The organism is Metamycoplasma auris 15026, assembly GCF_000367765.1.
GTDB lineage: Bacteria > Bacillota_I > Bacilli_A > Mycoplasmatales > Metamycoplasmataceae > Metamycoplasma > Metamycoplasma auris_A.
The window spans coordinates 1-15,197 of sequence record NZ_AORI01000009.1; the positions used below are offsets into that span (position 1 = coordinate 1).

General features: G+C 27.9%; 12 protein-coding genes. All 12 read right to left on the reverse strand.

What is annotated here, in order from left to right; translation table 4 throughout:
- On the reverse strand, positions 1-283 hold a 283-nt coding region (locus MAU_RS01410; RefSeq protein ID WP_036433059.1), incomplete at its 3' end, for an Mbov_0400 family ICE element protein.
- A gap of 176 nt (positions 284-459) precedes the next feature.
- Entirely contained in the window at positions 460-5,070 is a 4,611-nt protein-coding gene (locus tag MAU_RS01415) for an Mbov_0399 family ICE element protein (RefSeq protein ID WP_004424243.1), read from the reverse strand.
- On the reverse strand, positions 5,063-5,662 hold the full coding sequence (locus MAU_RS01420; RefSeq protein ID WP_004424247.1) for an Mbov_0398 family ICE element protein: 600 nt from the start codon (positions 5,660-5,662) through the stop codon (positions 5,063-5,065). The genes MAU_RS01415 and MAU_RS01420 overlap by 8 nt, the downstream gene beginning before the upstream one ends.
- A gap of 43 nt (positions 5,663-5,705) precedes the next feature.
- A complete protein-coding gene (locus tag MAU_RS01425; protein ID WP_004424250.1) occupies positions 5,706-8,528 on the reverse strand; it encodes an Mbov_0397 family ICE element conjugal transfer ATPase in 2,823 nt (940 codons plus the stop codon).
- Complete coding sequence (locus MAU_RS01430) at positions 8,528-10,411, reverse strand: Mbov_0396 family ICE element transmembrane protein (protein ID WP_004424254.1); 1,884 nt, start codon at positions 10,409-10,411, stop codon at positions 8,528-8,530. The genes MAU_RS01425 and MAU_RS01430 overlap by 1 nt, the downstream gene beginning before the upstream one ends.
- Positions 10,412-10,479: 68 nt before the next feature.
- Positions 10,480-10,782: an Mbov_0395 family pilin-like conjugal transfer protein gene (locus MAU_RS01435; protein ID WP_004424256.1), complete on the reverse strand. Its 303-nt coding sequence runs from the start codon at positions 10,780-10,782 to the stop codon at positions 10,480-10,482.
- Between the two features lie 361 nt (positions 10,783-11,143).
- The gene (locus MAU_RS03720) at positions 11,144-11,272 is read right to left on the reverse strand and encodes a hypothetical protein (RefSeq protein WP_274517386.1); all 129 of its coding nucleotides are present in this window, start codon (positions 11,270-11,272) and stop codon (positions 11,144-11,146) included.
- Complete coding sequence (locus tag MAU_RS01445) at positions 11,259-12,839, reverse strand: MAG3960 family lipoprotein (RefSeq protein ID WP_004424262.1); 1,581 nt, start codon at positions 12,837-12,839, stop codon at positions 11,259-11,261. The genes MAU_RS03720 and MAU_RS01445 overlap by 14 nt, the downstream gene beginning before the upstream one ends.
- A gap of 106 nt (positions 12,840-12,945) precedes the next feature.
- A complete protein-coding gene (locus MAU_RS01450; RefSeq protein ID WP_004424265.1) occupies positions 12,946-13,386 on the reverse strand; it encodes a single-stranded DNA-binding protein in 441 nt (146 codons plus the stop codon).
- Positions 13,387-13,396: 10 nt separating this feature from the next.
- On the reverse strand, positions 13,397-13,654 hold the full coding sequence (locus MAU_RS01455; RefSeq protein WP_004424269.1) for a hypothetical protein: 258 nt from the start codon (positions 13,652-13,654) through the stop codon (positions 13,397-13,399).
- A 47-nt stretch (positions 13,655-13,701) separates the two neighbouring features.
- Positions 13,702-14,472, reverse strand: a complete 771-nt coding sequence (locus tag MAU_RS01460; RefSeq protein ID WP_004424273.1) for a hypothetical protein — start codon at positions 14,470-14,472, stop codon at positions 13,702-13,704.
- A gap of 48 nt (positions 14,473-14,520) precedes the next feature.
- A complete protein-coding gene (locus MAU_RS03435) occupies positions 14,521-15,129 on the reverse strand; it encodes an Mbov_0392 family ICE element protein (RefSeq protein WP_004424275.1) in 609 nt (202 codons plus the stop codon).
- Between the last annotated feature and the right edge of the window lie 68 nt (positions 15,130-15,197).

Below are 15,197 nucleotides of genomic sequence, written 5' to 3' on the forward strand. Positions count from 1 at the left end.
AATTAATCGCGTTACCAATTTCTACTTCTTTACCATAAATATTTCTATTTGGAACGATTACATTTCTATCATCATTAGTTGTTTTATATTGATTCTTTTTAGTAATTGATTTAACTGATAAATAATAAACATAATCATTAGAATAAAAGACTACATAGGGGCGATGAATCTTACCTTTTTTAAATGTATCTATTATTTTTGCATCCGAATTAATTGCTATAGGTAAGTCATTTTTATTACTTCTAACTTTAAATAATTTCCCAAACATTATTTTATTTTCCATACTATTTTAATTATAAAATTAATAAAAAAATGTAGGCATTTAAACCTACAATTGTTTCTTTTTTTAACCCGAGTACCAGGATCGGAGAGTGGTTGAAACTAATCCACTAATAATCAAGAAAACTAAGTTTTCTATACCAATAGTTTAACATAAATTTTAAAATTAATAAAATTTTTTTACTTAATTTTGTTTTTAACTTTTCTTACATAGATAAAACCAATAAGAGTTCCTATGCCTGTAGCTCCTAAAATCCCTAAAGGGATAAAAATTAAAAGAATTTGTTTTTGCGTTAGCTTTTTAGTAGTGCCATTTATTGGCTTATTTAGATCATCAATAGGATCAAATAGTTTATTGATATTAGAAATACTTATAGCAACGGTATTCTTAGATACATTAGGTATTGCTTTTAAACTTAATGAAGCGAAAATTGGCTCATTTGATTTTTTGCCAATTTTCTTAATAACTTCATTTAATTCATTAAGGTCTATATCATAATGTTTTTTGTACTCAATAAAGTATTGTAAACTCAAATTATTAATAATAGTTTTTAAAACTTTTTCTCTTAGTTCAGATAAAACGTGCTCATTAAATGATTGTTTAGCTAAATATACATATGAAAGGTCATAAAGAACTTTATTAATTTTTGGATCTTTGTTTGATCCACTACCATTATTATTGTTTCCATTAGATCCATTGCTATTGCCATTGTCGTTATTATGGCCATTGCCATTGTTTTCGCCACTACCACTTCCGCCTGGATTGTTTCCATTTCCATCAGAGTGGCTATCACCATTACCATGGCCATTATTAATATATCCATCTCAAGGTCTATATGGACTTACATATGGATCTAGTTCATCATTAATAACTTCATTAGCATTGTTTGTAACATTTACAAATGTAGAATTTTTAATTTTAATGTTATTGCCTTTAATTTCTAATTTAGCAGAAACACCTTTTCCCAATGAAAGTGCTCTTATACCACTTTCTCAATTATCAATAATTAAGTCTTTATTTATTTCTAAATTGTGTTCCTTTAATTGCTTATTAATTTCATCAATTACTTTAGTTTTTAAGGATGAAAGCTTGCTTTCATTTAAGCTAATATCATTAAGTTTAATTTTTGATAAGTCAATATCTTCATCTAACACTTGATTTACTACATTAATAACTTCTACTTGAGCATATCCAAATTTATTATTAAGTGCTTGCAAATTGGCAATTGAAATAGATAAGTCACTTTCATTTTCAATATTTGTTTGTGGATTTAATCTATCAAACGCTACTTGGTCTAAATTAGTGATGATATAATCTTCATTTATTCTTAATCCTAGTGTTTGTGCTTGAACTTGTTTTTTGATTTCTTCTTTTGCTGCCTCTAGAGTAGTAGTTCCCTTAAGATTAATTTGTTTAAATTTGATCCCTGAAAAAATATTTCTTTTTTCTTTAGTAAGATCACTTTCATCATCATCGTCATTATACCTATTTGTTCCATCAGAGTTAGAACCACCACCAGGATTACTTCCACTACCACTTCCGCCTGGATTGTTTCCATTTCCACCAGAGTGGCTATCACCATTACCATGGCCATTATTTCCACCATGGCTGCTATCACCAGGGGAAGATGGATTATATGGATTTATCTTATCTCAGTCTCTTTCATCATCAATTGGCTTGTTAGGTTTTTTGTTATTACTATTAGGATCATAATTAATATTTTTTGAAAAGTCTAATGTTAAGAAAAATATATTATTTGGCACTATTTTATATCTAGATTCATCACTCTTATTCTTAAAGGATACTTCTATTTTTAATCTATTAAGAATTTCAATAGCAGAATATTCAATATTTAATAGTTTTAAATATTTATCAGATAGCCCTATAAAAACGTCTTTATTGTCAATTGTCTTTAATGCTTTTAAAAAAGACTTATAAGTATTTTTTGCTGCTAGGTTTAAAAACAATTGTGAATTAAGTTTCAGATTAATAAGTTCTTTATTAATGTTTGGATCCTTATTTGGATCCTTCCCATCAGAGTTAGAACCACCACCAGGATTACTTCCACTACCACTTCCGCCTGGATTGTTTCCATTTCCACCAGAGTGGCTATCACCATTACCATGGCCATTATTTCCACCATGGCTGCTATCACCAGGGGAAGATGGATTAGTATATTCAGCAATAGGTACTAAAACAGCATAAGGATTTTGACTTAGTCTAAAACGGCTGTTAGTTGTAATTAATTTAAAATATACTTTTAAATAATTACCTTCACCAACTTCAACTTTGCTAAGTGCTACCTTGTCATCATACATAAAACGGTCGACAAATGGTTCGAATGCCTTAACTGATGCTATGTCTTTAATGTCCTTTTGTGGAGGAATAGTTTTAAACTTAGGAGTAATTGCGATTGGATGATTATATTCATGCCCAATTCATAAAGTATTAATGTATTGCTTGTAGAACTCCATTGCATCTTCATAATTAAGTTTCTTAATTTGATTGAATTTAAGTTCTTTATTAATTTCTAATCATTCAAAGAATTTTTTTCCTTGTTTGGTTTCTCATAAAGGTCTAATATATTTTAAATTTGGTAAATTATCTAAAAATTGTGTGTGCGGACTATTATTTGGTCTAATTAGAATTAATTTAAAATTTGAAATTGACTTATCAGCATTAGAAGCAAAAAGTCAAATGCCTTCTTCACTAAAATATGTATTTTCTGATGTTTCGTTCGACAGTTCGTAAGCTCAATTTTTGTACTTAGATTCAATTCATTCGTTTTTATCGTTTAATTTATATAAATGAGCATTTTTAGTTTTTCCAACTAAAGTTCTTAAGGCACCTTTTTCTAAAACAGCAGCTTCCATTATCACACCACGATCTAAGTCTTTTTCGTTGGTATGTGGGGGAAATAAAGTCTTAGTAAATGCAGGAAGTTTTGTAGTTTTATAATATGTTTTTTCTTTATTTGATGTAAAAAAGGAAGATCATTCAAATTTCATTTTATTAAAGTCAAATCAAACTAATTGTTTCTTTGTTCCTGTTTTTGGATCAATTAAAGGATCATATTTAGGATTAGGTAAGGGATTACCATGTTCGTCTGCTTTTGCTTCTCCTTTTTCGTTCATCAAAAATTCCTCAATAAGTTCTTTTTGATGTTTATATTTTTCAGGATTTCAGGCATATCATTTAAAATTTAACTGTGAACTTTTTGAATCAATGATAATCACTTTTTCATATGTATATTCAACAATTTTATTTGACTTGTCACTAAATTTAGTTATTTTAATTTTGTACTCATTTTTAGCATGGGAATTATCTTCAGTTTTTATGGATTTTTCTTTATCACCATTAAAATTTTCATTAAATTCTTTTGATTCATCATTTGCATCTTTACGATTATCTACTAAATCATGTTCAAAATAATAGTTAAGGACATCAATTTTTTGACCATTAATTTCAATTATTTCTTTTTCATCATCCTTTGTTGTAAAACTTACTTTTAAAGGCGTATGGGCAATTCATTTTCCACCATATCTATTTTTTCCATGTGTTGTAATTTCTTTATCTTTGTCAGCTCTAACTAAAATGTCGTCTACTAATTGAGTAGTGTTGGAATTAAAATCAACTCATTTGCCAAGCTTAATTTTTAGTCTATCTTCTAAAGAAGCAGTTGCTACATAGCCTTTATATTTATCAGAGTTCTTGAAACTTATTTTTATGTTTTTTGCTACTAATTCTTTAAAACTGCGATCAGCATTTACTAAATAAATATTAATAGTATCAGCTGAAATTATTTCAAATTCAGCTCTTAGATTAGAAGTATTATTTTTTTTATTAAATTCTTGGAATTTTTTATCTAACTTCGTTTCATTAGTTTCAAAATCTGCTTTCTTTATTTCATCACTATTAAATTTACCACCAGTATCTGATTCAAGTGTTCAATCTTCATTTGTTAATTTGTTTTTTAATGTATTGAAATCAGTCTTATAAGCAGAAAATGGATGAGCTATTTCTTTAGGAATTTCTAAATCAACTGTTATTGTGTAGTCAGTTATATGATCCCAATTTCCTTTTTTTGTATATTCAATTTCACCATCTGTAGGAAATTCATATTCATCTCTTTGGTCTTCAGCAGTATAATGATGAGTAGCAATCATATTTTTTGCTTTTTGATACATTGTGATTTTTTTAATATATTTTTCTAAGTTAGCATAATCATTAAACTGCTTGTTTAAATTTTTAGTTACAAAATGTTTAAATGTATTAATGAAAGGATTTTTATTAATATTTTCATCATCTGTTGTTAGGTTTTTTCAATAAATTGAACTCAATAAGTCACTTAAGTTAGAATATTCAGTAGTTTTTTCAAACCCACTAGCAGTAGTATAAAAGGTAGGAGCACAAACTCCGGGTTCATCATAAGGGTTTTCGCAACCATGGTCGTATGGATAATCACCCTGACTGGAAAGGTCAATCACTTTTCATTTTCCATTTTCTAATTTTTCATTAGGTTTAGAGATATCTTTTCAATTTTTAGGCTCTCAAGTTCGCATAAAAAACTTAGTTCCCGCTTGAGATTTTGCATCTGATGGCACCATAAAAAGATTACTAAAAGAAATAGTCTTTTTTTCATAATGAATTGATGCTGCATACTTATTATTCGGGAAATCAAAATATTGAGGAAATTTATAAGCATTTACAGATGCACTTAAACTTAAAACAGCAGTTGGAATTAAAGAAGAACTTACAGCAAGAAATAAGCTTAATTTTCTTTTATTCATTCTTTTTTTCCTTTTTATCTTTCTTTATTAATGAATCAATACCTTCTATTCTTTCAGAAACAATTTTTGAGTCTAATTCCCCATTATGCATTCTATAATTATCAAATTTTTCTTCTGCGTCTTTAATTGCTTTAATTTTTTCATTAATCTTATTTAATGTTTCATCGTGCTTAATATCTAAAATTGTCCGCATTTTTTCAAAATATGAAGCCTCAGTTAAAAGTTCTACATTCAAATTAGCTAATACCTTTTTATCTAAACTTTCGCTAGAGTTCAAAAGCACATCTAGCTTTTTATTAATAAGCATCAATTCCGCTCTATTTTTTAAAATTTCTCTTGTTAAATTTGCTTGAAAGGGCGCTAAGGATGAGTATAAAACCTTTCTCATTGCATAGTAAATATCATCTAGCGCATCTTTAAACACAATCTCTTTTTCTTTGTTATATAAATATTCTCGGAATATAGTTGCAATTGCTTCAGAAACACTTCTATTCTCAATTTCATTAGTTCTTCGAAACTTTTCAAATCTTGCTATATCTTCTTTTTCATATAATCGAAAAGTAACTCTTAAGGGATCAAATTTTTTTGCCATATCTTTTTCCTTTGCCTTTTTATTTCATTAGACAAAATAGGTCTTATTGACCTATTATTCCTTTATCAAAAAATAGTTGTTGTTCAAAATCATTGTAGTAAACACTACCTTTGATTTTTGAATACATATGTAAGCTAAAAATTAAATTACCAATATCACTGTCAGCTAAGAATCTTTGATAGCTTTTATTTAGTCCACCAGAAGCCTTAAACATATCCATTACAGCTTCCAAGTCTTTTTGTTTAAGACCAAAGAATTTAGCATATTGACAGTTTTGTAAAATAGCTTCAGCTTTTTTAGTTATCATTGATGAGCCTAAAAAGTCCGATGGATTTTGTGTACATAAGATCATCCCTGCATTAAATTTTCTTACAGTCTTTGTCATTGTATAAACAAAATCTAATGTAGCCATATTGCTTGGATCTATATACATATGTAACTCATCTATTACTAATACTGTTTTAGCTTCTTTATCTTCTATAGCATTATTAAAGATCTTATTTTGAATAAAGCTTAGTAGCACAAATAGTCCTACTTGTCCACTATCTTTAGAAGTATTAAATAACTTTTGTGTATTAAAAATAATGAAGTCATTTTCAAGGTTAATATTAGTTTGTCCATTGTAAATATATTCATATTTACCATTATTTTCAAAGTCAAATGCAAGACGATCAATAATGTTAGCTAAAACAATCTTTTTTCTTTGTTCTTCAAATTCATCTTTTCATTGATAGTTTCTTAAATGATGAATTAGATCACTCATTATTGGATATTTAAAGTTCTTTAATGAAAGTACATCCTTAATTGCATATAACCCTATTTTTTCATATAGTTTTCTTATAATTGACATTAGAAAAACAATATAGTCTTGATTTCAATCAGGATTAATTAGCTTAAAGTATGTTTCTAGTCATTCAAGATGCTTATTAATAATTAATTTTGTACTTAATTCTTCATCATCATTAAATAGTTGAATTTGTACTTCTAGTGGATTAATTAAAGTCTTATGCCCTAGTCCTAGGTCGATCATTGTGGCATTAAACTTATTGCCTAGTTTTGTATATTCATTTTGTGGATCAATGATATAAACTTTATTATTAGCCGCTAAATGTCCAACAATAGCTTTCTTAACATCAGTTGATTTACCTTTACCTGAACTACCTACTGTAAACATATTATAGTTCACTCTCCGAGCACTCTTTTTATAGAATTGATCAAAGATAATAGGCTCACCAGTTGAAGCTGTTGCTCCTAGTATAAAAGCATTATTATCATTGTTATTTTCATTTTCGAATGGCCATCCGTGGCTAACGTTATAACTTGACATAGGTATTGCTTCATGTAAGTTATCTGTAGGAATTAAAGAAGCTTGTGCAAATGCTTCAAATTGTTTAAATGGCACAGTATTAATTGTTAATTTAGCTCTTTTTGCATTAGTTATGCTCTTTGCTTCAGCTACTCTTAATTCCTTTAAATTATTTCCTTCATTAATGAGCATTAATGAGCTATTAAGCAATAAGTTCTTATTCTCTTGTAATTGTCTTTGCAACTCTTCTAAAGCTTCAATTTGTAAGCTTGATGATTGTCTAAAATACTTAGATTTAATAAGTGTTTTATTATCAGTCATTCTTTTTCCACTTTTATCTAATAATGAAGCTTGTGAGTCTTCGTTAAAAATGCCTAAATTTCAAACAATAGTAGCTTCATTATCGAATAAAGAAATAGCTCATCCATCATCAATGTTTAATGGTAATTCACTAATAGTATGGATTGAATAATATTTTCCATCTTTTATAAAATAATTACGTTTAAATATAGTATTTGATGCTAGTAGTGAATCTAAAGTTAGAGTATTTGTTTTTTTACTTGGTTTTTTTGATACTTTAGTTCTAACAAACTTCTCTTTTAAAAACTTAAAGAACTCTCTGACTTTTTCTTTAAAGGTTAATGATTCATATACTTCATTGTTTTTAACTAAAGTTTCCCTTTGGGAAATATTTTGTTCTTCTAAATATCTATATGCTTCTTCTTCATTTAGCTTTGTAAGACTAATCGAAGCTAGAAATTTAAGTAAGTCCATCCCTTCAACTAAATTCGCTTCAATATCCATTGAATTAAAAGAAGCAATAGTATTAGCTACAATCTTTTTAAGTTCTGCTATGTCTTTAGCATATAAAACTACATAATATGTATCTACTAATAGTTCAGTATCTAATAGTTCTAAATCATCTTTAATTGATTGATAATATTCTTTATAGTTTTTAATTACTGTTTTATCAGCATTATTATTTCTTAATGTAGAAAGTTTCTTTTTCTTATTTTGTTCTAAGCTAACAAAATTCTTTGAATAGTCTGCTAGTTCTTTTTTTCTTATTAGTGTTAAATGATATTCAGAAGTATCAATTCATTCATTAAATTTATTTAAGAAAGTTTCTCTATCTTCTAAATCTTCATTTCAAGGACTCTTACCTTGAAATTTTAAAATTCCAAGATATTTAGTACCAGTTTTTAATTGTTTAGTTTTAACAAACTTATTTTCAATTATTGCCTTATAAGGCACTAATAGTTTTGGACTATATGATTTATTATTGTATTTCTTTACTGAAAACAAATACTTAATGGCTCTAAAAAGCAAAACATATAGTCTACAATCATATTTATGAACTTTTATTAATAGTAATGAAAACGTTAATGCTAATCCTAATGAAAGAACTAAACTTCATTTCTTAGGATATGATGGAGGGAACGAAGTATAGCCTATTGTCACACTTAGAATTGTTATTATGCATAGTACTAAAAAGTCCATTCATGAAAAAGATTTTCAAAAATAGTTTTGTGTTTTTTTTAAATTCTTAGGTTGTAACATTATTTGCCTCCTTTGTTTTCTTTTTCTAGTAGCTTCTTAAATTTATAAGCAGTTACATTTCCATCAGAGTTAGAAACAGTATTTCTGGTCTTCAAGAATGCTTGCTCATCCTTTGTATAGAATTTCATTCTACTTTTTTGGAGCTTATCTAAATCTTGGGCTCTTTTAATAGCAGCTTCTTTCTTAATTTTTGTATCTTTTAATTTAGTTTCGAGTTTCTTAATTTTTGCTGTAGCTTTATTGATTGCTTCAGGATCAGAATTTGAATCTAATTTATTTTTAGCTTTATTAATTTTAGAATCTAGTTTTAATTCTTGCTTATCGCTTCTTAATGCTTCTTTTGAAGCTTTTTCCATTTCCTTTCCATTTTTAAATGCTGAAGATCTAAGATCTTTTTTAGATAAATTATCTAAGTTACTTTCATTAGATGAAGCGCTAGATTCACTAATTAAGTTATTAGAATTTGTTTCACCGCCACTTACATTAGATGCATTTTCACTAGCATTTGAAGTGTGAGCATTACTTTGATTTTCGGAATTTGCTGATGTACCTAATGTAGGATTACTTTGTCCTTTATCTTCTACTCCAGAAGATCCAAGCATTAGATCTTTTTCTTTTGCTTCTTTTAACTTCATCTTATTAACTTTATTAGTTTGTTTTTGATCTTTAAGAGCATTTAGTTTTTCATTTCTTTCAGCTAGACCAATCTTGCCATCTTTAAATGCTTGTTTAATACGTCTTTTACTATCAACATTTTCTAAAAATTGACGTCCAGCTGCAGTCTTACCCATAATGCCTTTTACGCCTTTTGTAAGGACATTATTTTTAGCGAATTTCCCAATTCCTTTAGCTGCTTTAACTGCTCCAAAACCACCAGCAGCTAATGCAAGTCCTCCATGTATTGCCGCTTTTGTACTTGCAAACGATTCTTTAGCAGAAGCACTCTCACCAGCAAATGAAGTAACTATATCTGTTAAACTGCTTACTGAGACAGCCCCACCAACAATTAGTCCTACCATTAAAATAAATCTTGCAAAATAGCTCATATTTAATGTATTTGCTCATCCTACAGACTTCTGAGTTCAAATAACAAGAATTTGCATGCCAATTAACATACCTAATATTGCATATGATTTTGCAGCATACATTTCCATTCATTGCTTCATTCTTTTTCCATCATCAGCCACAGACGCACTAACAATAAATGGAGATATTATAAATAGAAAGAATTGTTGAAAGACTTTAGTCACTAAGACAATTAGTCCCATTGCTAATGGTATTAATGTTCCAAATCCTAAAAATGCCCCCATAAAGATAATTTGTCCAGTAGCACCCTTAGGTAAGTTTTTATATATTCCATATGGAATATGAAAATTCCCTGCCCCCGGATCTGGTTTTCTTCATTCCGCAAATGAAATTCCAGAAGACGCCCATTTTTTATCATATAGTGAATCAAATATTGATTGCCCGATCGAAACTCCATCACCACCTAGTATTAAATTCATTAAAACATTAATTATCATTGTAAAAAGATATAGTAATATTGGAATACCGACTATAATTAATGTTCCTAGTAAACTTCTTTTCATTGCCACACTAATTGGCGAGACTTGATCTGATTTTTGAAATTGCACACGTACGGCTGACATTACAAATAAGATTGCAAAGACAAAGACAGATATAATTGTTAATCTTAAAAATAATGTTGGTAATTGGGCATCAGCAAAACTTTGCCCTGGCTTGATTCCAAACATCAAATATTGTGGTAGCGAAGTTGAGATTAAGTTATAAGTTTTTGCTACTAAATCTACAAGAGTAAGTGGCAATCTAACGAAAATTGTGTAAAATGCAATGAATAGTCCATAAAGTAAATGCGTAAACACTTAAGACTACCCCCTATATTTTTTGTTTAATGTATTTAAAGCAAATTTTTCTTTTAAATGATTAGCCCCTAAGAGACTTTTCAAACTTGTTGTAAGATTCCAGTTACTAATCCTGAAATTGCTCAAGCAATAACAATAAAAATAATAAATCCAGCTAATCATTTAATTTTTTTAAGTTCATTCGCTCTTTGTTCATCACTATCCGCTTTTGAAGCTTTAAATCATGCAGTAGCTCCAACTATTAGAATTACTACTACTAGAATTCCGGCTAGTGATCCTAATGTTATGTTTATATATTTTTGTACAGTACCTGCTAATTGTGCTAGGCTTTGTCCTAAGCTTCCAGTATCAATTGGTTTAACATCACCCATATTTTTTTTCTCCTTATTAATAAATTAATTATTTTGTATTAGTACAATTACTAAAACTACACTTATTGCAGCTAGCATCCCACTTAAAATTACTGATGCTAAGCTTATTTTTCATCTTTTTCCATAAAATGCTTTGTTATTCTTCCGACTTTTTTTATCCCTAATAAAAACACTTCTATATTCAATTAAAAATAAACTTAAACATAGTCCAAAAGCACCCAAAGCAATTAATGCAAAAAGTATTGCTGATATTATTCCTGTTTTAATGCTTATTACCCCTTTTAAAAGTAAATTAGAAAAGCAAAAATGCCAACAATTATTTAACTGTTGGTATTTACTATTTTTGTTTATTATGAGTTAATTATTCTTTAATTAAATCTAAGATAATTTGCTTAACTTCTAAGTCATTATCATCAATTACTTCAAATTCTTCACTATTAATAATTTCATTCAATGATTGAATTAATTCTTCTTTATTATTCATCTTCATCTATTGAGGAATTTTCTGTTTTAAATTTTCAATTGAAATTATTTTTGTAGTGATTAATAATACTCTTAGATTCTTCAAGCACTTCTTTTTCATTTAAAATTCTTGGTTTATCTAATTTATCCACAGTTTTTATATTTGCTCAAATAAATTCATAGTAAGGTTTAAGTTCTTTTTTCTCGAACGCTTTCTCGAACGCTTTCTCGAACGCAAATTTATTGTTTCTATTTATAGCAAATGCTAATGGTTGGATGAATTTATGGTATTGCAAATATGCTCATCTATAAGCATCTCTAAAGTCTGTTTTTATTTCATTATTTAAATCGGTAGGGAAAAGAAATAGTTCAGTATCACTTTCTTCATCAGTAAAACCTACTAATTGCCCTAATTTCATATATTCAATAACTGCATCGTGGAATTTATCAAATGTTTCAGTTATATTTAATTCCTTAAAGTTTTCTTCTAATGTCTTATCTTCTTTTCACTCTTGCTCTTTAATCAATGCTTGTTGGAGTTTTAAATAACTCATTAACATATTTCATAATGGATACTGCATTGTAAATCTTTTAGTTCTTTGTCAGTAGTTAAGCATTAAGATATCAATATTAAGTGTGTATTCATTAGGATTTAAGTCTTTTTTAAAAAGAAATTCACTTGTTAAGAATAACTCATTAACTTTGTTACCAAAATTAAAGAAGTCAACATTATTAATCATTCTTTCAAAAATTCAAAGCATAGATGGCATTTTTTTAAGTTTATTATCATCAGCAGTCATGCTTAATTCAGGGTAATCATTTTTAGGAGGTATTGATTCAAAATATGTACTTATTTTAGTTTTTCCATCTAGATCTGGAACTGAAGTTCTACTTTTTTCCTTACCCCAAATAATTCCGCCTGCTCCATCATTTTTAAATGACTCATAGATTTCTTTAAGTGTTTGTTTTTTAACTTCTTCAAAACTAAATGAAGCATCCTCTGATGAACTTATTTTCCCACTTAATGTAATGTCTAATTTAGAATCTTCCATTATTTTTGTAACTATATCAATTAATGTTCTATACTCATCCGCATTAATTTTTATTAGATCTTTTTCTTTTGCTCTATAAGGAAAACCTTTTTTAAAATGTTCCAAGTTGCGCACATAGTAAGAAACTCTAGCAATAGAAGGGAAATCAATATTTTCATCATCCAAGTGTTCTACTTTTTGATAATCTCTAAAAGTAGGTAACATTGCTTTAAATTCTTTAGCATCATCATTTAATACAGCAGAAGCATAGATTGCATCTTTAGTATCAAGTGTATCTTCCCTACTTATTTTGTATTTCTTCCCATTAAAAGTAAAAGTAGTTGGAATTGCATTTTCAGCTTCTTTTTGTGAGCTATCTGATGATGATGGATTATTGTTATCAACATTGAATGAATCAATATGATTAGGATCTTTTGGCACTGGAGTTACGTTTCTTTTCCCATTTATGACTTTAGTTTCAACACCAAGAATTTTACAAGATATAGTTGCAATTGGTAACATTGCAATCATACTTGCTATTCCTCAAAATAATCTTTTTTTCATTATCTTTTTATATCTTCTTCACTAATAAGATAAATTATACTAAATATTTTATTTTATAAAATATTATTTAACTCATATGATAGTAAATGCCGTTATAATTTATTTTTTAAAGATCTCATTTTCAATTTAGCCCATCTTCAACATCATCCTCAGCAAGGATTTTTTCTAATTCACTTACTGTTTTTTTAGTTACCTCTTCTTTTTCTAAGATTTGATTTTCTTTAACTTTTTCTGCTGATTGAATTAAATAAATTTCGTCAGCAATTATGTTTATTGTGTAAACTTTCTCATTATTTTTAAGATATGCATTTGATTCTAAATAACCATTAACTGTAATATAGTCACCTTTTTTTATGTCATTAGCAACTCACTCGGCTGTATTATTTCAGGTTATGATATCAAAATAGTTATGCTTTTTGTTATTAATGTTATGAATCTTAAACTTTAAAAGTTTTGCTTCATTCCCTTTAGGATTTGTAAATTCCTTTATATAATATTGGTCACTAACTACATATCCATCAAGAGATATTTTGTTTTCTTTTTCCATTTCTCCCCCTTTATTCTTCTATTGGATTTAATAATAAAATTGCTTTTATTGCGCTTGCAGTTTCTTCTTCATTTTTGTTGCCTATTTGGTAATTATTAGCTCAGCTATTTAATACATTAATTCACTGTCAGCCTTTTATTCTTTCAGCTTCCAATCTTTTATCAATTAGTACAAAATTAAGAAAGTTATTAAGCTCCTTGCTTGATGGACTTTCTTTTTCTATTAATAGTTTGAATTTGTGTAATTCTTTTGTTAATTCCGTCGTCATTCATCCTTTATGTATTTTTCTAACTCTTTTTTTAATTGAGTATTTTGTTAGTTGAGTTGATTAATAGTTTGTTTTAAAATATCAGCAATTAATTTTGTAGGTATTGAGCTACGTTCATCATAATTGCCTAATGTGTAATGATTCTTGTTATAGCCATTTTTTAGCATTTGCTTTTTTAAATTTAATGAGTAATTACTCATAAAGCACGTTGGCTTTTGGCTAAAATTAAGATCATAATTGTAATAGTAGGTTATATTCTTGAAGCCTTCGAAGCTTCAGTGGTTTTTTAAAAACTCTCATATTTTGCTATTTCTTGGATTTTCAATTACATAGGCTTTAGGCTTAAATGTTTCTATGATATGAACTAGGCCTGAAGCACAGCCTTCTCCATTTAGCCTATTTCTTTCTTTTTTAATAAAGTCTCTAGTTTTATTAGGAACATCAGCAGTTAATGCTCTGTTTCTATATCACTCTCTACTTCTTACTATTCACTTATCATTATCGTAAGTTTGGCTCATTCTGCAAGAACAGTCGGCCATACTGAAGCTTTCACAAGGCGGACTAGCTAGGATAATATCTGGGCTTGGTAGATTATTTAGATCTTTAATAAGATCTACATTTGCTAAAGATAAGTTTATTTTTTTATATTCTCAGTTTATGTTGGCCTTTGTTAGTGGATGCAGTTTTAAATCATTTATACCTATTGCATATACTTTAACTAAGTCATAGTTAGCAAAAAGCTCATTGTTTTCTAAAATGCTTTTAGTATATGAACAATTGCCATCGTCAAATAAAAGTCATAAAACTAAACCATTCATTAGTATTCTCTTTATTATTGCTTTAGAAAAAATTTATTTAGTTTTTTATTAAAGCACTAAGCCTTCAGTTTGTTTTTCTTTTAGATAGTCATCTAGATCGTATGGATAATTAACTAGTAAATCATCGATTTTTTTGGTTGCTAGTCAATCTTGAAATTCATCATTAATGCTATAAATTTCTTCAGCACGTCCATAAGCGTTTAATTTAATATAGCTTTCTGTATCATGGATTTCTAATAAATCTTTTAATAAATAAATATTGGCATCAATTCCATTAGTTCTTAAATCGCTATCCATTTCTTCTCATAAATCACTAAATGCATGAATATCTTGTTCTTCAAAAAAAGTATCCCTGAGTTCATTGTCAAGATATTCGTTCTCACTAAGTTCGAGAGTCATTTTATATAAACTTGCAAGGTCGTTTAGATCTTTGTTTTCTATTAATCAATACGACATATTTTGTATAAATTCTTCTCTGAAATAATCTTCAAGATTATTATGTATACCTTTAATTAATTCGATATATATTTCTCTTTTTTGTTCATCTTTAAATGAAGATGCATATGCATTTAAAATTCTTAAAAAATATTCATTATTTTCAGATAGTTCATTTGCTAGTAGGTATTCTATATCTTCGTATTCAAAATATCTTTCCATTTTTTAGTTCCCTTTGTTTCCTTTTTCTAGTAGCTTTATTGATTAGTTACATAACTAATGCATTTTCA